The organism is Pandoraea communis (assembly GCF_902459745.1).
In the GTDB taxonomy this organism is placed as follows: Bacteria; Pseudomonadota; Gammaproteobacteria; order Burkholderiales; family Burkholderiaceae; genus Pandoraea; species Pandoraea communis.
Genome location: NZ_CABPSJ010000002.1, coordinates 772963 through 797956, shown reverse-complemented (window position 1 = coordinate 797956; position 24994 = coordinate 772963). Strand labels below are relative to the sequence as shown.

The following is a 24994-nucleotide window of genomic DNA, read 5'->3' as shown; positions in this document are numbered from 1 at the left end:
CTTTAAGTCTCGTAAAATACGAAAAACTTGATACAGAGTTCCAAATTGATCGAAGCATGCACTGACCGCTTGGGGGCATTGCTGAACCACTTCCCAGTAAGCGCGCGTATGTTCCATTCGGGCGCCATGTGTGGCATCACCGACTTCTCTGCCCCACTCGAGGGAGGGCAGATGCATCTGGTCAGGAGAGGGGCGATGGAGGTCATTCATCCGGGACGCCCCGCGCTTCAGGTGAGCGTTCCGAGTCTGCTGCTCTATCCGCGCCCCATGTCCAGGCGCTTTGTTACCGACGCCCAGCGTGGCGCAGACCTGGTCTGTGCAGATCTTCAATTCGATGGTGGAATTTCAAATCCGGTGTCGGCTGCGTTGCCCGACGTCATATGCGTAGCGCTGGATGACGTCGATGGTGCCGATCAAGTGCTGACACTGTTGTTCGATGAAGCATTCGGCAACAACTGCGGTCGGCATGTACTGATCGACCGGTTGTTCGAGGTTGTGTTAGTGCAGGTGTTGCGGCACCTGATGGAGACGGGGCAGATCAGCGGTGGCATGATGGCCGGCTTGTCGCACCCCAGGCTGCGCAAAGCCCTGGTGGCGATGCACGAGCAACCGGGACAGGAATGGTCGCTGGATACACTGGCTAGCATCTCGGGGATGTCGCGTACCGTGTTCGCCAACAGTTTTCGCAGTGTTGTTGGCTGTACCCCCGGTGCTTATCTTCAGGGGTGGCGTATCAGGTTGGCGCAGCAGGCATTGCGACAGGGGCGACCGCTAAAGGTGATCGCGATTGAGGTTGGCTACGGCAGTGAAGCCGCGCTTTCCCGCGCATTCAAGGCGCAATGCAGTATGACGCCACGGGAATGGCGAAACTTCACACTCACTTCTCGAGAGTGAAAGGCACCGCAGATGCACTTCTTTCTCCATCATTGGAGAGGCCCCGTTCAGATCACTGCATCCGCCAATACCGGCTTAGCGTGCTCAACTTTTTTGTTGCATAACGTTGATATGAACTCTTCATGGGTTCCATGGCACTTCCCGATGGGAATGAACGGGAGCGCCTACAGGTCCCGGTGGCTGAGAACGACCTGCTTCACGGATTGCAGCGCTTGGCGGAGTTTCGGGATGTCGACCGAACCCAGCGCCAGCCGTATCGCTTGCGTGCTGTGAGACGACGTAGCAAAGGGTTCTGACGTCGACACGGAGATGCCCTGTCGCATCAGTGCCATGGCCACCAGATCCGCTCTGACCTCAGGCTCAAGCGGCAGCCAGAGGAAATACGACGACGGGTGCCGCACGAGCGACAGGCCCGACAAGATATTCGCTGCAATTGCCTGCCGCAACGTCGCGTCTTGCCGCTTTTCCTCTTCAAGCCGCGCGACCGTACCATCGTCGATCCACCCGCAAGCGATGGCCGTCATCACGGCGGGGGCGTTCCAGGTTGTAGCCCTCACGGTACGTTCCATTGCCGGTATCCACGTCTTGGGTGCCGAAGCAAATCCAAATCGCAGCCCCGTCGCGACACTTTTCGATAGCCCGGAAACATACACCGTTGTCTCCGGCGCCAATGCGGCGAGAGGCGGCGGCGGGTTGTCCGCAAGAAATGCATAGGCGGCATCTTCGATGATAACGAGTCCATGTTTCTGCGCTATTTCGACCAGACGCTCACGCCATTGAAGGTCCAGAACCCAGCCCATCGGGTTGTGCATTGTCGGCATCGCATAGACCGCGCGAACCCGTCGTTTGACGCAGAGGCTCGCCAGCGCATCCAGGTCCGGGCCCGTCGCGGAGATCGGCACCGGTACCAGTTCCAATCGATGCACGTCGGCCAGCACTTTGAATCCGGGGTAAGTCAATGCATCTACGGCGACTACGTCGCCGGGTTTCAGCAACGCCATGACGGCGACCGTCAGACCATGCTGGGCGCCGTTGACTATCAACACATCGGAACCTTCAACGGTCAGGCCCCGGCACGCGAGATGACGTGCCACGGCGGCTCGTTCTATTGGTCGTCCGCTGTGCGGCTGATATCTCAATGCCGCTTCGAGGTCGCCGGAGGACGCGAGTTGCCGCAACGCAATTCGCAGCATGTCGGTTTGGCCCGGTAGCGAAGGGTAGTTGAAATTCAGGTCCACCGTGCCCGCCGCCACAAAGTCCTGTTGGTCAATTCCATGGCCGCTCGGAAGCGAGATGTCTCGCACGAAGGTGCCTCGACCCACTTCCCCACTGACCAGCCCCATTGCCTCCAGCTCGGCAAACACACGGGTCGCCGTGACCAGCGCGAGCCCCTCCCTGGCCGCAAATTCTCTGTGGGTCGGCAGGCGAGCGCCGGGAAGCAGCCGCCCCTCTTTAATCTCCGCAGCGATTGCATCGACGAGCGTCTTGTAGCGAGCTTTTCCCATCGTCAAATGTATCCATGACAATTATTTCACTTGTGCTGCACATCGCCCATACAATGCACGCGCGCATCTCAGGTTTCAAGTTCTTGGGAGATATTTACCGACCCAATTCCCCCGGAGCGCGGCGAGAAGCAGAGACGAGAAGCAGAGACGTGAATGCGCCGATTTTGACATTGCGCTTTGGCCGCCGCGCTCGCGCCGGCTCACGGAGAGGGAAGTGGATAAGTCAACGAGCGGTTGGGTAAACGGTTCTATTGGCGTCGCGATATTTGCCGGGTCACTGCCAGCGACACGTGTTGCGGTGAAGGACTTCGATCCGACGTTCCTGACGTGTGCACGAGCCACGATCGCCGCATTGCTGAGCCTGGCGTTACTCGTACTGCTCAAGCAGCGTCGACCGGACGTCAAGGACCTGCCATCGCTAGCGCTGACTGCGCTGGGCGGTGTGGTTGGTTTCCCATTGCTGACGGCGCTGGCCCTGCAACATGTCACCTCTGCGCATTCGATCGTGTTTCTCGGGCTGCTTCCGCTTTGCACTGCGGCATTCGCGGTTTTGCGCGGAGAGCGCCCGAAGCCCTTGTTCTGGGTGTTCTCCGTCATCGGAAGCGCGTTCGTGGTCGGCTATGCGCTCATGGGAGGCGGTGAAGCGTCGCTCGCCGGCGACCTGCTGATGCTCGCTGCCATCGTCGTTTGCGGCTTGGGCTATGCCGAAGGCGCGCGCCTTTCGCGCAAGCTTGGCGGCTGGCAGGTCATTAGTTGGGCGCTGGTCCTGTCGCTGCCGATGATGCTGATCCTCGCACTCTTTACGCGCCCCGATTCGTTTGCGCACGTGAGCGGCCCCGCCTGGTTCAGCCTCGGTTACGTGTCGATATTCAGCATGTTGCTCGGCTTCGTCTTCTGGTATCAAGGACTCGCACAGGGTGGCATTGCCGCAGTCGGTCAGCTTCAATTGTTCCAACCCTTCATGGGGCTCGGGCTTGCCGCGCTGTTGCTTCACGAGAGCGTGAGCTGGACGATGCTGATCGCAACGCTGGGCGCTGTTGTCTGCGTTGCCGGGGCAAAAAAATACGCTAAGTAGTGCTACTCCGCGATGTCAAGAAAAGCCGCTTGCGGATGCGCTCCCTGCGCACCGCGCATCAAACGGGTTGCTGCTGCGTAGTACAGTGAATGCCGCCCCCACCATTCGCGATTCCGTCGACGTTGAGTTGCACGATATCGTGTTTGGGGAAGAGATCGCGTAACTTGTCTCTCGTGCTCCTGTCGGTCTGCGTGTCACCGAATTGCGGTGTGATGACGGCGCCGTTGCACACGTAGAAGTTGATATATCCGGCCGCAAACGTGTCCGATTCGTAGGTGCTGCGCACACTATTCGGGCCGGGGAGCGCGACCACTTGCAGCTTGCGTCCTGCGGCATCCGTCGCCTGCCGCAAGATGTCCAGATGGCGCATCGTGACGGCATGTTCGTAGAACGAGGTGTCGTTTTCCAGGTGCGCGACGACCACCCCGGGCCGCACGAACCGCGCGTAGAAGTCGGTGTGTCCGTCGGTGATGTCCTTACCGGCGATCCCCGGCAACCAGATGATCTTGCGCACCCCGAGAAGCCGCCTCAATTCCGTTTCGCACGCTGACTTGCTCACGCCCGGGTTGCGATTGCGGTTGAGGACACAACTCTCCGTGATGATGGCCGTGCCTTCGCCGTCGACCTCGATGGCGCCACCCTCGAGCACGAGCGGCGTGCCCAGCACGCGTTCCCCGGCCTTTCGAACGACGAATTCGGCCACTTCGGCGTCGTTCGCGTGAGACTGTTTGGCCCCCCAGCCGTTGAAGTTGAAGTTGACGCCGGCCTTTTCGCCATGGCGTGTGCGGACGAAGACGGGGCCTGTGTCACGTATCCACAGATCGTCGATGGGGTGCACGATCAGGTTGACTGCGTTGCCGCACATGCGCTGCGCGGCGTCATAGTCCTCCTCGCACACCAGCATGTTGACCGGCTCGAAGCTGCCGATGCTCTTCGCTATACCGGCCAGTCCCTCGCGTGCCGCTCGTTGCAGGCGACGACCCCAAAGGTCTTCGCCCGCGCCGAACGCCATCCATGTAGCGGCGTGCCGCTCGCCCTCATCCGGCATGATCCATTCCGGCGTGTCGCTACCCGTCGTGCCGGGCGTCAACGCACTCGCATTTCCGGCAAAACTGCCGGCCGCGGCCCCTGCCAACAACGTCGCGCCCGACGCTGCCAATCCATTTTTCAGAAACCCACGCCTTGTTTGCATTGCCCCGTTCTCTTGAGAATTGCCGCACGACGCCGCCATCGAGTGACCGCTTGTGCGCTGGCGAGTCTGGCAGTTCACGCAGTTTGAGGCGCATGACCGATAACGAAAAACGATATTTCTTGCTATTATTAATTAGTTTTTCTCATATCTCGGAGGGGCCATGAGCCGGCAGCGAATTCCATCGCTAAAGTTATTGATGGGCTTTGAAGCGGCCGCCCGCCATGGGAATTTCTCCCGCGCGGCGGATGAACTGCACGTTAGCCAATCGGCGATCAGCCATCAGGTGCAGCAACTGGAAGAGGAGGTCGGGCAGCCGCTGTTCCGGCGAGTGGGGCGAGGGGTGGAGTTGACGGTGGCGGGCGAAGTACTCCAGCGCAGCATTCAACGGTCGGTGGGGACGTTGCGCAGCGGGCTGGACCGTATTGCAACGTATCTCGACCCTGGCCTTGTCGTTATCGCCGGTCCGGCGGAGTTGCTGCACGGCTGGCTGAGTCCACGTATCGATCAACTTCTGGCGCGCCATCCGGCGCTTTGCCCGATGTTGTCGACCGACGATTCGGCACGATTCATCGACGAGACCGATATCGACATCGCTATTGGCGACCGGCCGCTGCAGCAAGCCGGCCTGACGGAAGTCCCTTTCCTGAAAGACGAGTGGGTGATTGTCGCGAATGAAGTGCTGGCCGGACGCTTGGCGGATCTCCCGCAAGCGCAGCACCCCGAGCATGCTTCGCTGGTTTGCCTGGAAGAGAGTTTCACGCGCGACGACACGGCCGCGCTATTTCGCAATCAACTGGCGCCGTTTCGCAAACATGCGATCTATGACGACGAACGTCTTCTGCTCGACGCAGCCCTGCGCGGCCGCGGCATCGCTTGTCTCTCTCGTCTTGTGGCCGACGAAAGTCTGGCGCAAGGACGCCTGCATATCCTTGCCGGTTATCCGCGCATCGAGGGAGTCACGTGGTGGGTGTCCCGGGTCGCCGGCGAGCCACGCTCGCCGGTAGTGACCGAGGTCTTCGACTGGTTGATCGAGGCCGCGCAGTAATCCGGCGTGCGGTGCCAATTTTCACCGCATACAATTCGTATCCCTGATTTTTCGCCATCCATAACGACACGTACGCGCGAGCGCGCGTTGTTGTGGTCAATTCACATACGAATTTCGGGGTTAACACCTAAAGTTCCACCGGCGCAGGCCGTAAGTCACAAGGTGGAACCCCCACCTCGTGGAGCCGGTGGCCTGGGCGCTGGCTTCTGTCTTTTGACCCCCCCTAGCCGCAGGCCTGCCTGTCCAGACAGCATGACAGTATCTTCGCTTAGAACACGCATCATCCTGATCGCGTGTGCCACCGTTATTGGTGCACTGATCCTCTCCGGCATTACCACGTACGTCATCGTGCGCAGCAGCATGATGTCGACCATCGCCAACACGCTCGACGCCGTTGCACGCGGTAACACGCTCGCCGTGGAACGCTGGGCTGCGGCCAAGGGCCAGTCGGTCGTGGGCACAGCTGCCGCCGTCGAAAAGGGCGAGCAGGGCGTGGCGCTCACCAAACTGCTTGGCGCTACGAACGGTTTTCCGATCTCCAGCATTGGCTGGAGCGACAAGTCGTATTTCTCCAGCGGCCCCACGCCGCCCGACTACGATCCGACGGTGCGTCCCTGGTACAAGGGGGCGACCGGTGCGGGCAAACTGACGGTCGTCAAGCCGTACGCCGATATCGCCTCTGGCAAGCTGTACGTATCTTTTGCCGCGCCTATTCTGCGTGACGGGCAAACGCTCGGTGCCGTGAGCGGCGCTGTGCCGCTCGACGCCGTGCAGGAAGTCGTCAAGGCCGTGCACCCCACACCGTCGAGCCTCGCGTTCGTGGTCTCGCGCGACGGTCTTGTCATTGCGCACCCCGATGAGAAACTCATGCTCAAGCAGTCGAGCGATCTTGCTCAATCGCTCACCCCCGAGGCGCTTGCCAATCTGGAGCGTGCGACCGAACCGATGGAGGTCGATCTCAGCGGTGCCGCCAAGCTGCTCAAGGTGCAGCCGGTGCCGGGCACCGACTGGCTCTTCGTCGTCGCCCTCGATAAAGCCGAAGCCACGGCCGGCCTGTCACGCGTGTTGAGCGCCACGATCATCGCACTGATCGTGCTGACCCTGTGCGCTATCGGGATCGCAAGCTTCTTCACGTCGCAAGCCTTCCGCCGTCTGTCGCAAGTGCGCGATGCGATGGATACCATCGGTTCGGGCGGTGGCGACCTGACGCACCGTCTCGACGTCGTCGGTCACGACGAAGTCGCGCAGATTTCGCGCTCGTTCAATGCTTTCGTGGACAAGATCAGCACGGTGATGATCGATGTGCGTGCCGGTGTCCATGGCATGACGTCGGCGACGAGCGAGATCGAGATGGGCAATCGCGATCTGTCGCAACGCACGGAAGCGTCGGCAGGCACGTTGCAGGAAACGTCGGCGGCGCTGACCGAACTGACGGCCAGCGTCAGGCAGACGGCCGAAGCGGCCGAGCATGCCACGCGTCTGGCCAACGACGCGAGTGAAGCGGCCGCGCGTGGCGGCGATGTCGTCACGGGGGCCGTGACGACGATGAGCGAAATTGCACAGTCGTCCGAGCGCATTACCGAGATCATCAGCGTGATCGACGGCATCGCCTTCCAGACGAACATTCTCGCGCTGAACGCAGCGGTCGAAGCGGCTCGGGCCGGTGAGCAGGGGCGCGGCTTCGCTGTGGTCGCAGGCGAAGTGCGCACGCTGGCGCAACGCAGTGCAGCCGCCGCGCACGAGATCAAGACGCTCATCGAAGCGTCGGTGCAGAACGTCAAGAGCGGCACGCAACGTGTGCAAGCGGCGGGCGATACGATGGGGGAAATCGTCGACGGCATCTCGCGTGTGCGCCGTCTGATCGGTGAGATCCACAGCGCCGTGACGGAGCAAAGCACCGGCATTAGCCAGATCGATCGCAGCGTGGCGGAGATGGACCAGTCGACGCAGCAAAATGCGGCACTGGTCGAAGAGTCGGCGGCAGCTTCGGCGATGCTCAGCGAACAGGCGCGTAATCTGGCCGACACGGTCGCGCTGTTTCAACTGCGCGAGCACAGCCGTCACGGCATGACCGCAGTTCGCAACTACGCCAACGGCTCGCGCGATCCGCATCGTGACGAACCGGCGCTGGCCGCCTGAGCCGGCGTTTTGCACTAACGCTTCACGTTCCTCCTTGGCGGGGCCGGCGCTGTTGCCGCCGGCTATCGCCAGTCCGCCGGATTTTGTCGCAAAATAGAGCGCACTGCCGGCGGACTTCTCCTCGCAGATTCTTCGCATTTTATTTTCGCCGGCCAAGTCCTCGACATTATCGGGAGATACGACATGGCGAATCAGCAATATTCAGGTGGATGCCATTGTGGCGATTTGCGATTTACTGCAAATATTGATTTATCCAAAACAATTGCGTGCAATTGTTCAATTTGCAAAAAGCGTGGACTGATTCTCGCTTTTTCACCGATTTCCGAGTTCTCGCAAACGGCAGGTGTGGGAAAGGCACGGGAATACCTTTTCAATAAGCACGTCATTCGTCACCAATTCTGTCCGACCTGCGGTGTTGAAGCGTTCGCCTTTGGCGAAATGCCGGATGGGTCGAAAATGGCAGCCGTCAATGTTCGCTGTATCGATGGCATCGATCTGGATACGGTGCATCCGACGCCCTTTGATGGCGCCAGCAAGTAGGCCGCGCTGGCCACGCCGGATACCTGCCCGGAAAATTAGCGCCGCGTCGAAAGGCGCGGTGATCCCTTGCACCATTGCACAGTAATATCCGAATTAATAGATTAAGAAATATATTTCTATGGATATTATTGAAAATATCAAAAGCCATTGTGTGAGAATTCTGTAGTTATTGGCTAAAGATTTTTGAATGATTGCCCGTTATGCGATGTGATTGTTGTTGTTTTATCGAATACGGAGCGGGCATGAAGTTCTTGGACAGTCTCAAAATCGGCACACGCTTGAGCATCGGGTTTGCCGTCACGTTGGTTCTGCTGTGCGTCGTGGGGGGCATGGCGGTATTCCAGGCGTCACGTATTTACGGTGGCACTCGCGATCTTGCCGACAACTGGTTGCCCAGCGTGCAGGTGCTGGGTAACGTACAGACTGCGGCCAACTCGGCCCGCCGGGCCACGCTCGGCACGCTGCTCTCGGCGGGCGACGGTATGCAGGTTGAGCAGATGAAGCGGCGTCAGGCAGCCATCGATCTGATGAACAAGACGCTCGACAGCTACAACAGCTTGGTGGCATCAAGCGAAGATCGCCGCGCCTACGATGCCGTGCGCGAGGCGTGGGCGAGCTATCTGGAGATCGACAATCGCGCCGTCGAGCTGGAAAAGGGCGATGATGCTGCCAAAGAGCAGGCGCGCGCGCTCATCATGACCGACGCCTTCAAGCGCTTCGCGGTTCTCAGCGACAGGCTAGTCGAGCACGTGGCCGTAAATCGCGCCGGTGCACAGGCGGCGAGCGACGCCGCAGCGAACGAATACCGCACGGCGTTCATTGCCGCTATCGTGCTGATCTTGTTGTCGCTGGGCGTCAACATCGTTATTGCGCTGGTCATCACCCGTTCCATTACCGTGCCGATCGGCCGCTGTGTGGATATCGCGCAGACGGTGGCACGCGGCGATCTCAGTTCGCGTATCGAAGTGCGCGGAAAAGACGAACTCGCCCAATTGCTGGGTTCGTTGCGGGACATGAACACGAAGCTGGCGCAGGTCGTGGGGCAGGTGCGTAACACCAGCGAGAGCATCGCGACCGGTTCGGCACAAATCGCCGCAGGCAATACCGACCTGTCGTCACGCACCGAACAGCAGGCAGCGTCGCTCGAGGAGACGGCGGCGAGCATGGAAGAACTGACGACCACGGTCAAACAGAACGCCGACAACGCGGAGCAGGGCAACGTGCTTGCGTCGAACGCATCTGACGTCGCCCGGCGTGGCGGCGAAGTGGTGCGTCAGGTCGTCGAGACGATGCGCGAGATCTCCGAAGGTTCGACCCGCGTGTCGGACATCACGAGCGTGATCGAAGGCATTGCCTTTCAGACCAACATTCTGGCGCTTAACGCCGCCGTTGAAGCAGCGCGTGCCGGTGAGCAGGGGCGAGGCTTCGCTGTGGTCGCGGGGGAAGTGCGCACGCTTGCCCAGCGCAGTGCCAATGCCGCGAAGGAGATCAAGGAACTGATCGACGCGTCGACGCGTCAGGTCAGCGACGGCACGAAACTCGTCGCCGAGGCGGGCAGCACGATGGACGAGGTCGTTCGCGCGGTGAAACGCGTGACCGATCTGATGGCGGAAATTGCCGCTGCGTCTACGGAGCAGCGCACGGGCATCGAGCAGGTCAATCAGGCCGTCATGCAGATGGATACTGTCACGCAGCAGAACGCCGCGCTGGTGGAGGAAGCTTCTGCCGCCGCGCAGTCGATGGCGGCACAATCGGGTGGTTTGCGTGAACTGGTGTCGATCTTCACGCTCGAGGGTACAACCCATCAGCATCAGGCCCATCTTGCTCAACGGCTACCGGCCTGAAGGGCATTTGCAAAGCGGGAAAAAGTGGCTCGCCAGCGAGCGCTGGCGAGCCGCGAATGCCTGAACACTCTCTCACCAGCGTTCGGCCCACAGGACCGCATGCGTCCTATGTTCTTCCCGGCAACGGTCTTTGCCGCCGACGCCGGTCGATCAGTGTCCGGCACGCCTCGCCCCCCGGCGTCGGCGACCGGCACCGACGTTACTTCCCTGCCAGCATCGAGCCGCGCTCGCGCAAGTTGACGTGCATGTCGAACGCGCGCTCCAGCGCGTGCGGCGTCTGTCCGCCGTAGCGCAGCGCGTCGCGATAGTAGTCGCGCAGAACCTCCCGGTAACTCGGGTGTGCGCAGCGATCGATCACCAGATTTACGCGCTCGCGCGGGGCCAGTGTGCGCAGGTCGGCGAGACCTTGTTCGGTGACGATGATGTCCACATCGTGTTCGTTGTGGTCGACATGCGGCACCATCGGGACGATGCTCGAAATCTTGCCGTCCTTGGCAATCGATTTGGTGGCGAAGATCGCCATGCGAGCGTTGCGCGCAAAATCGCCCGATCCGCCGATGCCGTTCATCATGTGCGTGCCGCCGACATGCGTGGAATTCACGTTGCCGTAAATATCCGCTTCGAGCGCGGTATTCAGGGCAATCAGCCCCAGCCGGCGGATGACTTCCGGATGGTTGCTGACCTCCTGCGGGCGCAACACGAGCTTGTCGCGATAACGCTCCAGATGTTTGAACACACGATCCTGCACCGCTTGCGATACCGTGATCGACGAGCCCGACGCGAACACCATCTTGCCCGCATCCATGAGTTCGAACGTCGAGTCCTGAAGCACCTCCGAGTACATCGTGAGGTCTTCGAACGGCGAGTCGATGAAGCCCGTGAGCACCGCATTGGCAATGGTGCCGATGCCCGACTGAAGGGCAGGCAGCGTGTGCGGCAGGCGGCCACGCGAGACTTCGTGCTGGAAGAACTCGATGAGATGGCCGGCAATGCGCTGCGTGTCGGCATCGGCCGGGAGGGCATTGGAGGCGCTGTCCGGGGTGTCGGTAATGACGATGGCGGCAATCTTCTCCGGCGCAATCTTCACCACGTTCGTGCCGACACGATCACGCACGTCGACGATAGGCAGCGGCCCACGGTGCGGACGCTGCCCCGGAATCCAGATGTCGTGCATGCCCTCGAAGGCGAGTGGCTGCGCGAGATTGATCTCGACGATGACCTTTTCCGCCAGGATCGCAAAGCTCGCCGAGTTGCCGACCGAGGAACTCGGCACGAGTCCGCCGTCTTCGGTGATGGCGACGGCTTCAATGACCGCCACGTCGAGCTTGCCGAACTGACCGGTGCGCAGAAATTCCACCGTCTCCGACAGATGCTGATCGACGAACATCACCTCGCCGCGATTGATCGCGTTGCGCAGTGTCGTGTCGACCTGAAACGGCAGGCGCTTGGCGAGTACGCCAGCTTCGGTGAGTGTCTTGTCGGAATCGTGCCCCAGCGATGCCCCGGTGATCAGCGTGATCTTCATCGGGTGGGTCTTCGCCCGCTTGGCCAGTGCAATCGGCATGTCCTTGGCGTCGCCGGCGCGGGTGAATCCGCTCATGCCGACCACCATGCCGTCGCCAACCAGCTTTGCAGCGTCGTCAGCGCTCATCACCCGGTCGCGTAGCGACGCCAGGCGGATGCGGTCTTCAAACATCGTGATGCTCCTCGTCTCTCTTATATTCAAATCTCTTGATCGGCGCGGTCACCAACGATGCGGCCCTGCGCGCTTGATTCGAAGTGTATTGACCCATCGGTCACATTTCCAATATATTGAAAGCGTAGTTTACATACTTTTTATGTATTGTCGGTGCAAACCCCGGCGGGGCAGGGCTGACAGGAGGGTTGTGATGGAATTGCGGCATTTGCAATATTTCATTGCGGTGGCCGAAGAGCGCCATTTCACGCGAGCCGCCGCGCGTGTCGGGATTCAGCAACCGCCGTTGAGTTTGCAGATTCGGCAACTCGAGACGGAACTGGGCGGCCCGCTATTTGTGCGCCTGCCGCGCGACGTGGTGTTGACGGAGTTGGGCGAGGCGTTCCTGCCCGAGGCGCGGCAGATTCTTGAGCGGGTGGCGCGCGTGAAGCGTCGCATGCAGCAGATTTCGCGCGGCGAGGCGGGGCAGATCCGTATCGGATTCGCGGGCGCAACGTACTTCGAGCCGCGCATTCCGGCGTGGATTCGTGACTTCCGTGCGCGGTATCCCGACGTTCAACTGCATCCGCAGCAGAGCAATACGGCGAGTCTGCTGACGGCGTTGCTGGACGAGGCCATCGACGTCGCGTTCGTGCGTACGCCGTTCGAGGTGCCGGAGGGTATCGTCAGCGTGCCGGTTGTCGACGAACCGATGATGGTGGTGCTGCCGCTGGGGCATGCCATGTGCGCGCGCGAGCGTGTGCCGCTTGCTGCGCTCGCACAGGACGAGTTCATTCTGCTGCCGCGAGAGATCAGTCCTGCACTGTACGACCGCATTATCGCAGCCTGCGAGGCGGCGGGTTTCCGGCCGAAGCTGGGGCAGGAGGCGCCACAGATCACCTCCATCGTGCCGATGGTGGCCGCGGGGTTCGGGGTGTCGCTGGTGCCGGCGTCGGTGAGTCAGATCCGCACGCCCGGTATGGGCTTCTGGCCGATCGAAGGTGATGTGCCGCTAGCGCCGATCAGCCTCGCCTATCGCGCCGACCACGGCTCGGCAGCGCTTGACCGGTTCATTGCGATGGCACCTGCAGATTCGCCTGACAGTGGTGACAGCGCATCGCCTGCACCTTGATCGTTCCGGCGCAGAACGGGCATGCTTTTTCGTCGACGCTCGGGGCAGCACCTTCGTTGGCTGTCGGCCCGTTTGCCAGACTAACCATGTTGTGCGCCGGGGGCGTGGCGGCCGAGGGTTGCGCCGGAGCGAGCACCACGCCTTGCCTGGCGCGGCCGGTGCTTGGGATGTCGCCATGGGCATCGTAGCCGCGCTGGCCGGGGCCGGGCGCGGCGTCGGCGCGCGTGGGCAGCCAACCGTCAGCGCGCAACTTGCCGATAAGCAGCGGCTGGATCATCAGCGAATAGAGCAGGCAGGTGGCGGGTAGCGAAATCGCCAGTGCCGAATCCCGCCAGATCAAGGCGGGGCCAATGGCGAGAGCGGTCCAGATGAGCGCATGCCACGCGAAACCGTAGGCCAGTAGATACACCGGACCCAGGAAGAAGGCACCGACGCACGACATGTACGTGATCTCGACAACATCGCCGTCCGCCGGATTGCGAAATTTGAGCATCATGTCGAACGATCATGAAAGGGGGGAGTCTGCAACGTTACGCCGGCACCGACCCCATTTCGTCCCCCCTCCAACATGGGCTTCGGCCGTGCTTGCCGGGGCGCTGCGCAGCGCATATTGAGACCGGCGGATCACGCAAACGCCTGTGGCGCGCGCCCTGCTGACCCATCGTGTGGCAATCCGATACATCGGGCAGGGGGTGCGCTACACTGGCGGCCGTGCCCTGTATGGGATACAGGGCGTTACGCGGACGCGACTGCCATGCAAACGCTCAGAAGACTGACCCGCTGGCTGCCGGTGCTGACCGGGAGCATCGCGGGCATGTTGGTCATGTTGCTGGTGGGGCAGATCGTGCAGACTCGCGTCGACGACTTCCGCCTGCGCGCCTACGTGCACGAAATCATGGGTTTCATGAGCGATGCTTCGGTGTCCAGCCGTAATGCGTTGCTCAGCGCGATGTACAGCGACGCCGTGCCCTGTACCGACGCCGACATTCTGGCGCTGCGTCGCGTCGCCATGCGCAGCCCCTATTTCCACGATATCGGCCGGGTTCACGGTTCCCGGCTGCTGTGTTCGGCTGTCGCGGGACGGCTCGCTCCGGAGCCCGAGCTGCCGCCGCCAAGTCATGAAACGCGCAACGGCTTGAAGCTCTGGCGTACGCTGACCGGTTTCGTGACGCCCGGCGTGCAGGTCAATGCCACGGGCATGGGCGATGTGGTGGTGTTCAGTCCGCCGGTCTTGCCGGAGCGGCTTGCGACACCGCCGAGCGGCTTCGCTTCTGTCGCGTCGACGAGCGATATGAGTTTCCAGTTCTGGAGCGCCGGGCTGTTCGAGGACCAGCAGCGTATTACGCTGGGCGCCACGTCGCCATGGCTCGAGATCGGACCGTTGCGCCGCTATTCAACGTGTTCGGAGCTGGTGGACGTGTGCGCGTCGGCGGTCTACGTGTCGTCGCAGATCCTGGCCAATCCGCTGGGTCTCATGCTGGCGTTGACGATTGGCGCATCGGCGGGTGCGTCGATGGGCATGGCGTGGCGTTCGCGCCGTCGTTACCGTATGTCGATCGATTGGGTGACGCAGCAAGCCGCCGAGTCCGGTGGCATCAGTGTTGTGTATCAACCGTTGGTGCGATTGCGTGACCGCAAGGTCATCGGCGTGGAAGCGCTGGCACGCCTGAACGACAGCGCCGGTGCGCCGATCTCGCCGGACATGTTCATTCCGATTGCCGAGCGTCGGGGGGTGATCGGGCTGATTTCGCGGCAGGTCGTGCGCCGCGCGTTGATCGATATGCACGGGCGCGCGCTGGCCGATCCCGAGTTTCACATCAGCGTCAATCTCGCGACGACGGACATCGTCGACAGCACGTTCCACACCTATCTGAATCACATGTCGGCGTCTGTGCAGGTGCCACGCGCGCAAATCGTGCTGGAGATTACCGAGCGCTCGACAGACAACATGAAACGCCTCAGAGAGGCTCTCGACCGTTTGCGTGTCGATGGTTATCAGATCCATATCGACGATTTTGGAACGGGATTCTCGAACCTCGCCTATCTGTCGACGCTGAATGTCGACGCGCTGAAAATCGATCGCATGTTCACGCAGTCCATTGGCAGCGATACCGTGGGCAGCGCCATCGTCGACCAGATCTGCAAGATGGCGGCGCTACTCAAGGTCGATGTCATTGTGGAGGGGGTGGAAACCGAGGCGCAGGCCGACTACATGCTGGCGCTGTTTCCCGAGGCAATCGGGCAGGGATGGTTGTTTGGCAAAGCCGTGCCGGCCGAGGATTTGCCATGCGAGGTGGGCGATGGCTGAAGGGCGTAAACCTGCCATTGATTCAGCGACCCCCCCCGAGATTTTTACTTGCCGGGCTGGGTGTCGAATGGCCGGCAGTCAGCAGAAATTTTTGTGCCGCATCAGGCAAATTACCGAGAATAACGACAACCATTCGGGACTAAAGTGAAATGACCGTGGTTCTGATGTGCCCCCGACCTCCACGGACTATCCGGCTCGCCGTCATGGCGGGCCGCTTTTTTTCTATCGTTTGTCGCGGTTCGTGTACATGTTAGGATTTCCCAAAAAACAGCGTTGGGAGACAGGTCCATAGCTGTCGCACTATCGAGGGGACATATGACTGATTCGTATCATTTTTCTTGGCATTACGTGAGCAACACACCGCCGGGGCGTCCGTTCGAGCTGGCCGGGGCGATTACGCCGCGCGCCGACGAACGCTTTGACGGCGCTGTTGATGCCTATTGCGATGGGCAGTACATCGGCCGTTGCGAGTTCTCGAGCATCGACGCGCATGACGCGTCCGAGGCGGCCCAGCAAATCCGAAAACGTATCGAGCTTCGCATCGAGGATCGCGTGGCCCGCGAAAACTCGACCTCGCACTGAGTCGTACCGAGAGCGCTCCCGACCGTCACGCTAGGCATTGCACGTAGCGCAGCGCCACACGTTTATCAAACGTCAGCCAGTTATGCGCATGACGCGGAGCCGTTCAGCGCCAGCGATGGCAGCAGCGGCCGCCCCATCCACCCCAGCCACGCCCCCACGAAAACGAAACCGACACGTTGCTGACCCAAGGCGACGCGCCGAACGCCGGGTAAAACGGTGCATAGGCCGGATACGTCGCATAGGCCGGATAGACGGCGTACGCGGGGTAGGCCGAATACGCTGGATATGCCGGATAGGTCTGATAAGTCGGGTAGGCGGGATACGCCGGATAGGACACATATCCCGGGTCTTGTGCGTACGCGACGCTGCCGGACGGTGCTCGCGACGTAGGCGGCACATAGTCCGGCGGAACGGGCGAGCCGTTTGGATAAAGGGGGGCGCGTGGCGTTTGCTGCGCTGGCGGCCGGTAATCCGGTGGCACCGGATTACCGTTCGGATAACGCTGAGGCGCGACCGTGCCGACGGGCGGCGGCGGCGCTAGCGACGACTTCACGGGTGCGGTCGAGACACTGGGCGTGGGTACCGGCGCGGTCGAGACTTCTGCGGCGCCGGGCGCACCCGGCGCAGCGCGCATGGCTTGCGGCGCGACAGGGTTCGGCGAGAGCGTGAGCGCACCTCCCGGATACTGCACGACATAGCAGCCGGCGAGCGGCAAAACACAAAGCAGAGTGGAGAGTGGCGCGAGTTTCATGGCAGCGAGTGTAGCGCAGGCAGGCCCGCTGTCAGTGATGTCGCCGACGCACTCGCATTACGATCTATTGCCGCTGGGGCGAGGTCTCACGGGACCGACAGGTAAAAAAAACGGCCAGCAATTTGCTGGCCGTAAAATCCACCAGGAGGAGGTGGAGGAGACAGGTGTAACTATATCAGGGAAATCCCTAGATGGGTTAACCTCTGCCAAAAAAATCTGTAGAAAAACCACAACTGCGACAATTCACCGCTTTTTTCCCTGGCAATCACTCAATTTCACGCCCTGTATAGCCTTTGGGCGCATTGACCGGGCGTCGTCTCGTTCTCCGTATGGAGAAAAACCACAGACTCAGGCCCCGTTCGCCGATGCCGGTCTATCCGGCGCTGGTCGGACAGCCTCGCACGCAAGCACGCATCCTCCGGGAATCTAAGTGTTAACACCAAGCATTGAATTACGTTCGGCGGGATAAACTTCCGCAAAGCGTAATTTTGTGCGCGAGAGGATTCGGCAAATCCATCCTCTGATCGCGATGCATGAAATGCCCTGAATGCCCGACCGGGGCGGCAGGGTGCCGGAAGCGAGGCAACGACTGGAGAAGCCGGCGCCTCGACCGGGTACGCAATGACACGAAGTTGCGAGAACGTTTGGAGACAGGATGAAAGCAGCAGAAGTGAATGTGGGCAAACTGATCGACGAGAGTCGACTGGGCGCCTATCAGTGGTGGGTCATCGCGTTGTGCGCGATGTGCCTGGTGGTGGATGGTTTCGACGTCCAGGCCATGGGCTACGTCGCCCCTGTGGTAATCCGCGAGTGGGGCATTGCCAAGGAAACGCTCTCGCCAGTGTTCGGTGCGGGGTTGTTCGGCATGTTGGTCGGGTCGCTCACGTTTTCGGCGCTGGCCGACAAGCTGGGCCGCCGTCCGGTGCTGATCGGTGCGACGCTGTTTTTCTCGGTGTGCATGATCCTTACCGGTTTCGCCAACACGATCACGGAGTTGGTCGTCTGGCGCTTCGTGGCCGGGTTGGGGCTGGGGTGCATCATGCCGAACGCGATGGCGCTCGCCGGTGAGTACAGCCCGCGTCGCATTCGCGTGTCGCTCATGATGATGGTGTCGTGCGGCTTCACACTGGGCGGTGTGGTCGGTGGCCTCATCACGGCCGCGATCATTCCGAGTCTGGGCTGGCGCGCAGTGTTCTATATCGGCGGGGCCATCCCGTTGGTGCTCGGCATGCTGATGTGGATTTCGCTGCCCGAGTCGATCCAGTTCCTGATGTTCAAGAAGAGCGACGGCGCGCGTATTCGCAAGCAGTTGCTGCGCGTGGCGCCCAACGCCAACGTGCCAGCCGACGCTCGCTTCGTGCTCGACGAGCAGAAGGCGAAGGGCGTGCCGTTCATCGAACTGTTCAAGGACGGTCGTGCCCGCGTGACGCTGCTGCTGTGGGTCATCAACTTCGCCAATCTGCTCGACATGTACTTCCTGTCGAACTGGCTGCCGACGGTGATTCGCGACGCCGGTTATTCGACGCAGGTCGCCGTGATGGCGGGCACCGCCCTGTGGGCCGGCGGTGTGATGGGCACGCTGCTGCTCGGCCGGGTGATCGACCGTGTGGGCTTCACTAGCGTGTTGGCGGTCACCTTCCTGATCGCGATTGCGGCTACGGCGGCCATCGGCAACCCGGTGGTGATGGTGTCGATGGTTGCGGTGTTCATCGCCATCTTCTTCGCGGGTTTCTCGATCATCGGCGGACAACCTGCGCTTAACGCGCTGGCCGCGACTTACTACCCCACGTCGCTGCGCTCGACGGGCATCGGCTGGAGCCTCGGCATCGGCCGGATCGGGTCGGTGCTCGGCCCCGTGCTGGGGGGAGCGCTGATGCATCTGCAATGGTCGTCGTCGTCGCTGTTCCTCGCGGCGGCGGTGCCGGCATGCGTGTCGCTGATCGGTGTGCTGGCCATTGCCCGCACGCAGCGCAACAACGGCGGCACGCTGCGCACGGCCGCAGCCAACTGAGGGTGGCGCCGCAGTGCAGGCCGCGCCATAAGCCGCGGTTAAGCGTGCGATAACCATCGAGTATGAAAGTGCGGCGCCCGCCAGCGTTATCATGGCGGGCGCCGCTGTTTTCGCGGCGTCATCCACGGCGCGGCGGGCTTCGCGCCGAATCATCATAACGATAATGACATCGACGTCCGAACTCTCTCCTGCGTTGCCCTCCGAGCGTGTGTTGCTCGGCATTCTCGGCCTGTTCATGATGATCGCGCCGGCGTCCACGGACATGTACCTGCCGGGGCTCGTGACGATGCGCCACGAGTTGGGCGCGAGCGCCGCGGCCACGCAACTCACCCTGTCGTACTTCTTTCTGGGATTCGCTTTCGGACAACTCGTGTGGGGCCCGCTTGCGGATCGCTTCGGGCGTCGCCGGCCGATGGCGGCGGGGATCGCGCTGTACATCTTCGGCACCATCGGATGTGCGTTCGCCGACAGCATGGAGCACATGATGATGTGGCGCTTCGTGCAGGCGCTCGGCGGGTGCGCCATGCCGGTGATCGCGCAGGCCATCGTGCGCGACGTCTACGGGCCGCGTCACAGTGCGCGCGCCTTTTCGATCATGTTGCTGGTGATGAGCGTGGCGCCGATCGTGGCACCGCTCATCGGCGGACAGATGCTGCGCTTCACCTCGTGGCGCGTGATCTTCGGCATTCTCGCGGTGTTCGGTGTGGGGGCAATGGCGGCGCTGTGGCGCCTGCCTGAGACCGGTGCCGTGCATGCGCGTCAGGCGGGCGGCCCGCGTGCCGTGGCAGCGTCTTACTGGCACCTGTTGCGCGACCCGCAGTTCGTCGGCTACATGGTGGCGGGCGGTGCGGTCTTCGGCGCGTCCTTCACGTACATTACCGGCACGCCGCTGGTGTACATGGAGTACTTCCATGTCTCGCCGCAATTCTTCGGCGTGCTCTTCGGCATCAACATCGTCGGGATGGCATCGGTGACGATGTTCAACTCGCGCCGCGTGGGGCAGGTGGGGCCCTATCGATTGATGCGTCTCGGCATCATCGGGTGCGCCATCGTGACGTCTGTGTTGTGTGCGACGGTGTGGTTGGGCGTCGCGTTGCTGCCGGTGATGGTTGCACTGCTGTTTCTGTTCATGTCGCTGCGTGGCGTCATCACCGCGAACTCGGTGGCGGGGGCGCTGGCCAATCATCCGACCCGCGCCGGCGCTGCGGCGGCGCTCGTCGGCAGCGTGCAGTACGGCTTCGGCTTCGCTGCAGGCGGCCTGTTGGGTGTGCTCAACGACGGCTCACCACGCCCGCTCGCGACCGTCATGTGCGGATTCTCGGTGTTGGCCCTCATCGCGCTACTGACGATGCTGCGCAAGCCTCAGCACGCGCATTGAGTGCGTCGGGAAACGCTCGGCGTTTTCGTGTCGTGCCGCATGTATTTTCGTTTCACGAAGTCACCGCGACACGCGGCAAAAAAAGGGGGGCGCCGCAGTGAACTGCACCCCCCGTACTTCCGCAGACCGATGCCGCAGCTTACAACGCCAGCACCAGTTTCTTGCCGCAGGCGCGTGAGCAGCAGGACATCATCTTGGTGTTCGCGTCGCGCTCGGCGCGCGTGAGCACCACGTCGCGGTGATCCACGTCGCCCTCCAGCACCTGGACCTCGCACGAGCCGCACAGACCCTCCTCGCAGTCGCTCTGCACGTCGATGTTCGCCGCGCGCAGTGCCGTGAGCAACGTTTGGTCTGCCGGCACCGTGACCGTAATGCCGGAATCCTTGAGCGTGACCTCGAACGCGTGCTCCTTTTCGGGGTCCAGCGTGCCCAGTTGCGACTGGAAGTGTTCGACGCGCAACGTGTCGTCCGGCCAGTGCGCGCAGCATTGCGCCAGACTATCGAGCATGCGCAGGGGGCCACAGGCATACACTTGCGTGCCGTCTCGCGGCGTTGCGAGCAGGGCGGCGTAGTCGGCACGCTGTCCTTCGTCCTTCACCCACAGATGCAGGCGATCGCCATGCAGCGCCTGAAGCTCGTCGATCAGCGCCATCGTGCGGCGGCTGCGCCCGCTGTAATGGATTTCGTAGTCGATACCCAGCGCCTTCGCGCGCCGTGCCATGGCGGCGATCGGCGTGACCCCGATGCCTCCAGCCACGAAGATCGCGCGCGGCGTCGTTTCATCCAGCCGGAAGTGATTGCGCGGGCCGCGAATGCGCAGACGGTCGCCGCTTTTCACTTGCGTGTGAACCCAGTTCGAACCGCCGCGGCCTTCCGGCTCATGCAGCACGGCGATTTCGAGCGCGCCCGCGTCCGACGGATCGCCGCACAGCGAATACTGACGTGAGAGCCCCGTGTCGCCGCATTCGATGTCGATGTGCGAACCGGGTGCCCAGCGCGGCATGGCGCGGCCGTCCGGAGCGACGAGACGCAATTTGATGATGCCCTCGGCGGCCGGGGTGACCGACTCGACCACGACCGGACGCGTCACGCTGTGGCCCGACGGTTCGCCGATGCGCACGGGCGACTGACGTGTCAATACGGCCGGATCCTGGCGTTCGGGGTTCTGCGCCGGGTCCCACTCGACCCATACATGCTCGGGGCCCCGGAACGACGTGTTAGGCACGTAGGTAAACGCCTGCTCCGCGAGCTTCATATGCGGCAGGCGGCGGGTGAATTCCTCGAGGAAGATCTGCATCTCCATGCGGGCGAGATTCTTGCCCATGCACTGGTGCGAGCCGTAACCGAACGTGAGCTGATCGCTGGCGTTTTCGCGGCGGATGTCGAACAGATCGGCGTCGGCGAAGTGCGCTTCATCGTGGTTGGCAGACGACGTCACGATCAGCAGTTTCGAGCCTGCGGCGATGTCGATGCCGCCGATATTCACGTCCTTCGTAGCCAGACGACGCCACGCGGCGACCGAACCGTTGTGACGCAGGCACTCTTCCACCGCGTTCGGAATCAGCGACGGGTCTTCGCAGACCTCGCGCCACACGTCCGGGTGCTGGAGCAGCAGCTTCATTGCGTTCGCGGTGGCGTTGGCCGTCGTTTCGTGAGCCGCCACAATGCCTGCCATCATCATCGAATGCAGATACGAATCGGTAACGACCTCAGGGTGATCCTTCTGCTTGCGAATGCCGTACTGCATCCAGCCAGGGCCGTCCGGGTTCTGACGCATCTTGTCGAGAATCTTGCCCGCGAGTTGCCAGAAGTTGCCGACGGCGTGGGCCACGGCCACTTGTTCTTCGGGCTTCGGGCGTCCCCATGTGTTGACCGTGTGCGCGATGGAGTACTCACGCAGCTTGTCCATGTCCTCTTCCGGCACACCGAGGAAGTGCAGCGCTACCGTGAGCGGGACTTCCCACAGCATCTGGTCGACGAGATCGGCGCGGCCATCGTTGATGAAGCGGTCGACGTACTCGCGCGCGAGTTGGCGCACCAACGGCTCGTGATGCTTGAGATGCTCGGGCGTGAAGGGTTCCATCAGCACGCGCCGGCGCGGCATGTGCGCCGGTTCGTCTTCGTTGACGAGCGTGCGATTGAGGGCGAATCCATACGACGCCAGCACAGCATTCGCTTCCGGTCCCGTCGGTGTAATCTTTTCGAGCGCAATCGACGGGCTGAAGGTGATGTTGTCGCGGAAGATCGCTTTGATGTCGTCGTAGCGCGTCACCACCCAGTAGCCGAGCTTCGGGCTGTAGAACACCGGCTCCTGATCGCGCGCCCAGCGCACGTACTCGGGAGGGTCTTGCTGATAGCCGTCTTCGAACGGATCGAAGTCTGCCGCACCCGCGCTCACCGGGCAGCCATTGGGGGCTTTGTCGATAGCGGTTTGATGAAACGGGCAGCCGCCGGCGCTCGCGGCGGCAGTGTCGGGGGTGGGGGAAGTCGTTTGGCTCATCCGTTCACGCTCTCTGGGTCGGGTGCGACGACGGCCATGCAAGGCTCGTGACGACACACGCAATGAAACAAGTGTAGAGGAGCGGCTCGCGATCTTGCGGCGAGTGTGCGAGCACACTGGCGCATGAATCTGACGAGTGCGTCTCCTCATCTCGATGTGATATGCCCCGGATGCCCGACAATCGCGAGCACAGAGAGCGTTCACATTCTCTGAATCTGATAAGCGTAAATATAATACGCATTGCGTAAATTAGTGGACTGGGGTTAACCTCTAGGCCCGTCGATGCCGGGCGAAAGCGATTTGCATCATAAAATCTCGCCGATGACCACAAGCAAACGACCCACAGCTGGCCGCCCGCGCAGTGCGGCTGCGCCTTCCGGCGTGACGGACGGCCTCGCGGCATCCGGCACCGATGCCATCGACGCGCCTCGCGAGCGCGGCCGCCGACAACGCGTACAGTCGGCCGAAACCGGCATGGTCGTGCTCAAGGGACTGGCCCGCCTGGGCGGTCGCGCGAGCCTCACCGCGCTTGCCTTGCACGTGCAGCAGAGTCCCGCCAAGGTTCACCGCTATCTGATGAGCCTTGTGGAAGAGGGGCTCGTCGCGCAGGACGCCGACTCGCAGCACTATCATCTCGGGCTTGAGTCCATGCTCATCGGCGTGGCAGCCATGCGCCAGGCCGATCCGGTGCGGGCTGCCGAACCGGCGCTCGTGCGCTTGCGCGAGGCGTTCGACGTGACCTGCTTCATTGCCGTCATGGGCAATAAGGGGCCGACCATCGTGCGTTTCGAAGAGCCGGGTCTGCCGGTGACGATCAATGTGCGTATCGGTTCCGTGATGTCCGTCCTCTGGTCTGCGGCGGGGCGCGTCTTTCTTGGATGGCTCGACGATCCTCAGGTACTGGCGATGGCCGAAGGCGAACTGGCAAACGCCACGCCGGAGCAGCGCGCGCAGCTCGATGCGGCCGATCCCATCGGCACGCTCCGGGCGTCGGTGCGTGCCGCGCAGGGGGCAAGCGTGCGCGACACCAACCTGACCGGCATCAGTGCGCTGGCCGGCCCGGTCTTTAACTATGACGGCCGTCTCGTCGGCGTGATTACCGCGCTCGGCGCCACCGGCGGATTCGACTCCCGAATGGATGGCCCGATCGGCGAAGCCGTACGCCGGGAAGCGTTGGCCGCCAGTCATTCGCTGGGTTATCGCCCGCCGTTGCCGGCCGGTGCCTGACCCGTCAGCGCTTCACGACCCTCCGTCGCTATGCCGCCGCCGCCCTCGCGGCTGCCGGCTCATACCGCCCAATCACACTCCCGCGCCAGTTCCAGTCTGAGCCTCGCACGCTTTCCTGTGGACCCATGTGCTATTATTTGATAATGATTCTCATTAACAAATTAACGGCCGCCGATGACGTTGGGCACAGGCAAGACCTGTCGTCGGAGACCTCGCCTGTGGAGGTCGTAAATGCTGATGTTGAAACGAACCGTCGATCCGGCACCGCGGGTGGCATCGATTCCAACGCCTTCCATGACGTACCTGCCGTTAGGGCAGTTCGGTCAGGGGGAGCGCAAGCTGACCGGTGGCGCGCAGCATCGTGCGCTGTCGGGCAGCGATAGGGAGGCGGTGGATAACGTTGGTGAGCATCCTCTGGCGGTGCCACGCACGTTGCTTCGATGTGACGGTGACGAAATGTGGTTGTGGCGCTTTCTGCTGGCCGGGCGCCCCTTCGGGGCTACGGGCGCGACCACCGGCGGACCCGACGACGGCGCGACATGGTTGTCGGCGGCCGAACATTCGCTCGCCCGCCGGCTGCCGCGTGCACAGATGCGCCATCGTTTCCTGTCGGAGCGCATCGCGCTGCGCTGGATTCTCGGCCGCTGGTTCCGCTGTTCTCCCGCACAAGCCCCTGTCCCGGCGCCCACGCCTGGCGGTTCGCCGCTGGAATGCGAGGGACCGCACGGCAAGGTGTGGGTCGACATGGCGCACGCGGGTTTGTGGTTGTTCGTCGCGCTGGGGCAGGGGCCGGTGGCACTGGCCGTGCATGCCCCGACGCCGGTCGGGCCGGACGACGGCGCGCGGGTGAGCGCACAGCCGGGCGATCCGTTCGCCGTGGCGCGCGATGCCGCGCATCGTTTGTGTCTGGCGCGTCTGGCGGGCGACGCAGAAGCGCTGGCGCCGGGCGTCGGCGTGCCGTTGCTGGCGCACCCCTACGTGAGCGTGCCCTACGCGGGCCGTACACGTTATCTGTACGACATGTCGGTCAGTTCGCGGCTAACCGTGGTGGCGGCGCGCGACAGCATCGTCCACCGGATGCGGGTCTTCGGTTGGCAGAATTGACCTCCGGCTTCAGGGTTCGAGACGGCCGATATAAGCATATGCGGCGGCGCAAAGGCAGTTGTCCTGAATTTGCGCTATTCTGGCCCGTTGTT

19 protein-coding genes are annotated in these 24994 nt (G+C 62.3%); 13 read left to right on the top strand and 6 right to left on the bottom strand.

All coding sequences use genetic code 11. The features are described from left to right. Positions 1 to 27: 27 nt before the first annotated feature. Complete coding sequence (locus PCO31110_RS10150) at positions 28 to 894, top strand: AraC family transcriptional regulator (RefSeq protein ID WP_306439156.1); 867 nt, start codon at positions 28 to 30, stop codon at positions 892 to 894. 164 nt (positions 895 to 1058) lie between these two features. On the opposite strand, the gene PCO31110_RS10145 is transcribed toward PCO31110_RS10150, so the two are convergent. Continuing rightward, a complete protein-coding gene (locus PCO31110_RS10145) occupies positions 1059 to 2399 on the bottom strand; it encodes an aminotransferase-like domain-containing protein (RefSeq protein WP_150690335.1) in 1341 nt (446 codons plus the stop codon). A gap of 214 nt (positions 2400 to 2613) precedes the next feature. Between PCO31110_RS10145 and PCO31110_RS10140 the strand changes: the two genes are divergently transcribed. After that, complete coding sequence (locus PCO31110_RS10140) at positions 2614 to 3474, top strand: DMT family transporter (RefSeq protein WP_010806272.1); 861 nt, start codon at positions 2614 to 2616, stop codon at positions 3472 to 3474. 58 nt (positions 3475 to 3532) lie between these two features. Here PCO31110_RS10140 and PCO31110_RS10135 read toward each other — a convergent pair whose 3' ends face one another. Then, entirely contained in the window at positions 3533 to 4666 is a 1134-nt protein-coding gene (locus PCO31110_RS10135; RefSeq protein ID WP_150690334.1) for an agmatine deiminase family protein, read from the bottom strand. A gap of 160 nt (positions 4667 to 4826) precedes the next feature. Between PCO31110_RS10135 and PCO31110_RS10130 the strand changes: the two genes are divergently transcribed. The 4 genes from PCO31110_RS10130 to PCO31110_RS10115 all read left to right on the top strand — a co-directional run bounded on the left by PCO31110_RS10130 (position 4827) and on the right by PCO31110_RS10115 (position 10234). After that, positions 4827 to 5711 (top strand): LysR family transcriptional regulator, encoded by an 885-nt coding sequence (locus tag PCO31110_RS10130; RefSeq protein ID WP_010806270.1) that lies wholly within the window; start codon positions 4827 to 4829, stop codon positions 5709 to 5711. A 252-nt stretch (positions 5712 to 5963) separates the two neighbouring features. After that, positions 5964 to 7850: a methyl-accepting chemotaxis protein gene (locus tag PCO31110_RS10125; protein ID WP_150690333.1), complete on the top strand. Its 1887-nt coding sequence runs from the start codon at positions 5964 to 5966 to the stop codon at positions 7848 to 7850. Positions 7851 to 8033: 183 nt separating this feature from the next. After that, positions 8034 to 8390: a GFA family protein gene (locus PCO31110_RS10120; RefSeq protein ID WP_036661632.1), complete on the top strand. Its 357-nt coding sequence runs from the start codon at positions 8034 to 8036 to the stop codon at positions 8388 to 8390. 242 nt (positions 8391 to 8632) lie between these two features. Beyond that, entirely contained in the window at positions 8633 to 10234 is a 1602-nt protein-coding gene (locus PCO31110_RS10115; protein ID WP_010806267.1) for a methyl-accepting chemotaxis protein, read from the top strand. 199 nt (positions 10235 to 10433) lie between these two features. Here PCO31110_RS10115 and scpC read toward each other — a convergent pair whose 3' ends face one another. Then, positions 10434 to 11930: a succinyl-CoA:acetate CoA-transferase ScpC gene (gene scpC, locus PCO31110_RS10110; RefSeq protein ID WP_010806266.1), complete on the bottom strand. Its 1497-nt coding sequence runs from the start codon at positions 11928 to 11930 to the stop codon at positions 10434 to 10436. Positions 11931 to 12123: 193 nt separating this feature from the next. On the opposite strand from scpC, the gene PCO31110_RS10105 reads away from it, so the two are divergent. Beyond that, positions 12124 to 13041 carry a LysR family transcriptional regulator gene (locus tag PCO31110_RS10105; protein WP_010806265.1) on the top strand — a complete coding sequence of 306 codons (918 nt, stop codon included), beginning with the start codon at positions 12124 to 12126 and terminating at the stop codon, positions 13039 to 13041. On the opposite strand, the gene PCO31110_RS10100 is transcribed toward PCO31110_RS10105, so the two are convergent. Beyond that, entirely contained in the window at positions 12980 to 13537 is a 558-nt protein-coding gene (locus PCO31110_RS10100) for a hypothetical protein (protein ID WP_150690332.1), read from the bottom strand. The genes PCO31110_RS10105 and PCO31110_RS10100 overlap by 62 nt on opposite strands. Before the next feature lie 258 nt (positions 13538 to 13795). Between PCO31110_RS10100 and PCO31110_RS10095 the strand changes: the two genes are divergently transcribed. Further along, a complete protein-coding gene (locus PCO31110_RS10095) occupies positions 13796 to 15349 on the top strand; it encodes an EAL domain-containing protein (protein WP_174979459.1) in 1554 nt (517 codons plus the stop codon). 315 nt (positions 15350 to 15664) lie between these two features. Continuing rightward, the gene (locus PCO31110_RS10090) at positions 15665 to 15931 is read left to right on the top strand and encodes a hypothetical protein (RefSeq protein WP_010806262.1); all 267 of its coding nucleotides are present in this window, start codon (positions 15665 to 15667) and stop codon (positions 15929 to 15931) included. 103 nt (positions 15932 to 16034) lie between these two features. On the opposite strand, the gene PCO31110_RS10085 is transcribed toward PCO31110_RS10090, so the two are convergent. Further along, positions 16035 to 16682 (bottom strand): hypothetical protein, encoded by a 648-nt coding sequence (locus PCO31110_RS10085; RefSeq protein ID WP_174979457.1) that lies wholly within the window; start codon positions 16680 to 16682, stop codon positions 16035 to 16037. A gap of 655 nt (positions 16683 to 17337) precedes the next feature. Between PCO31110_RS10085 and PCO31110_RS10080 the strand changes: the two genes are divergently transcribed. Both PCO31110_RS10080 and PCO31110_RS10075 read left to right on the top strand, forming a co-directional pair. Further along, positions 17338 to 18693: an MFS transporter gene (locus PCO31110_RS10080; RefSeq protein WP_150690329.1), complete on the top strand. Its 1356-nt coding sequence runs from the start codon at positions 17338 to 17340 to the stop codon at positions 18691 to 18693. Between the two features lie 163 nt (positions 18694 to 18856). Continuing rightward, the gene (locus PCO31110_RS10075; protein WP_174979455.1) at positions 18857 to 20071 is read left to right on the top strand and encodes a multidrug effflux MFS transporter; all 1215 of its coding nucleotides are present in this window, start codon (positions 18857 to 18859) and stop codon (positions 20069 to 20071) included. A 139-nt stretch (positions 20072 to 20210) separates the two neighbouring features. Here the strand turns inward: PCO31110_RS10075 and PCO31110_RS10070 are convergent, their stop codons facing one another. Then, a complete protein-coding gene (locus PCO31110_RS10070) occupies positions 20211 to 22571 on the bottom strand; it encodes a cytochrome P450/oxidoreductase (RefSeq protein WP_150690327.1) in 2361 nt (786 codons plus the stop codon). 321 nt (positions 22572 to 22892) lie between these two features. Here PCO31110_RS10070 and PCO31110_RS10065 point away from each other — a divergent pair, with 321 nt between their 5' ends. Next, positions 22893 to 23798 (top strand): IclR family transcriptional regulator, encoded by a 906-nt coding sequence (locus PCO31110_RS10065; RefSeq protein WP_010806257.1) that lies wholly within the window; start codon positions 22893 to 22895, stop codon positions 23796 to 23798. Between the two features lie 231 nt (positions 23799 to 24029). Next, positions 24030 to 24902, top strand: a complete 873-nt coding sequence (locus tag PCO31110_RS10060; RefSeq protein WP_150690325.1) for a 4'-phosphopantetheinyl transferase family protein — start codon at positions 24030 to 24032, stop codon at positions 24900 to 24902. The last annotated feature ends 92 nt before the right edge of the window (positions 24903 to 24994 follow it).

What these genes read in the sequence shown, in the direction of transcription:
- PCO31110_RS10075 (WP_174979455.1), top strand. Translation starts at nt 18,857, where the DNA reads ATGACATCGACGTCCGAACTCTCTCCTGCGTTGCCCTCCGAGCGTGTG.
- PCO31110_RS10085 (WP_174979457.1), bottom strand. Translation starts at nt 16,682, where the DNA reads ATGAAACTCGCGCCACTCTCCACTCTGCTTTGTGTTTTGCCGCTCGCC.
- PCO31110_RS10065 (WP_010806257.1), top strand. Translation starts at nt 22,893, where the DNA reads ATGACCACAAGCAAACGACCCACAGCTGGCCGCCCGCGCAGTGCGGCT.
- PCO31110_RS10070 (WP_150690327.1), bottom strand. Translation starts at nt 22,571, where the DNA reads ATGAGCCAAACGACTTCCCCCACCCCCGACACTGCCGCCGCGAGCGCC.
- PCO31110_RS10120 (WP_036661632.1), top strand. Translation starts at nt 8,034, where the DNA reads ATGGCGAATCAGCAATATTCAGGTGGATGCCATTGTGGCGATTTGCGA.
- PCO31110_RS10135 (WP_150690334.1), bottom strand. Translation starts at nt 4,666, where the DNA reads ATGCAAACAAGGCGTGGGTTTCTGAAAAATGGATTGGCAGCGTCGGGC.
- PCO31110_RS10130 (WP_010806270.1), top strand. Translation starts at nt 4,827, where the DNA reads ATGAGCCGGCAGCGAATTCCATCGCTAAAGTTATTGATGGGCTTTGAA.
- PCO31110_RS10115 (WP_010806267.1), top strand. Translation starts at nt 8,633, where the DNA reads ATGAAGTTCTTGGACAGTCTCAAAATCGGCACACGCTTGAGCATCGGG.
- PCO31110_RS10060 (WP_150690325.1), top strand. Translation starts at nt 24,030, where the DNA reads ATGCTGATGTTGAAACGAACCGTCGATCCGGCACCGCGGGTGGCATCG.
- PCO31110_RS10100 (WP_150690332.1), bottom strand. Translation starts at nt 13,537, where the DNA reads ATGATGCTCAAATTTCGCAATCCGGCGGACGGCGATGTTGTCGAGATC.
- PCO31110_RS10080 (WP_150690329.1), top strand. Translation starts at nt 17,338, where the DNA reads ATGAAAGCAGCAGAAGTGAATGTGGGCAAACTGATCGACGAGAGTCGA.
- PCO31110_RS10145 (WP_150690335.1), bottom strand. Translation starts at nt 2,399, where the DNA reads ATGGGAAAAGCTCGCTACAAGACGCTCGTCGATGCAATCGCTGCGGAG.
- scpC (WP_010806266.1), bottom strand. Translation starts at nt 11,930, where the DNA reads ATGTTTGAAGACCGCATCCGCCTGGCGTCGCTACGCGACCGGGTGATG.
- PCO31110_RS10095 (WP_174979459.1), top strand. Translation starts at nt 13,796, where the DNA reads ATGCAAACGCTCAGAAGACTGACCCGCTGGCTGCCGGTGCTGACCGGG.
- PCO31110_RS10090 (WP_010806262.1), top strand. Translation starts at nt 15,665, where the DNA reads ATGACTGATTCGTATCATTTTTCTTGGCATTACGTGAGCAACACACCG.
- PCO31110_RS10125 (WP_150690333.1), top strand. Translation starts at nt 5,964, where the DNA reads ATGACAGTATCTTCGCTTAGAACACGCATCATCCTGATCGCGTGTGCC.
- PCO31110_RS10105 (WP_010806265.1), top strand. Translation starts at nt 12,124, where the DNA reads ATGGAATTGCGGCATTTGCAATATTTCATTGCGGTGGCCGAAGAGCGC.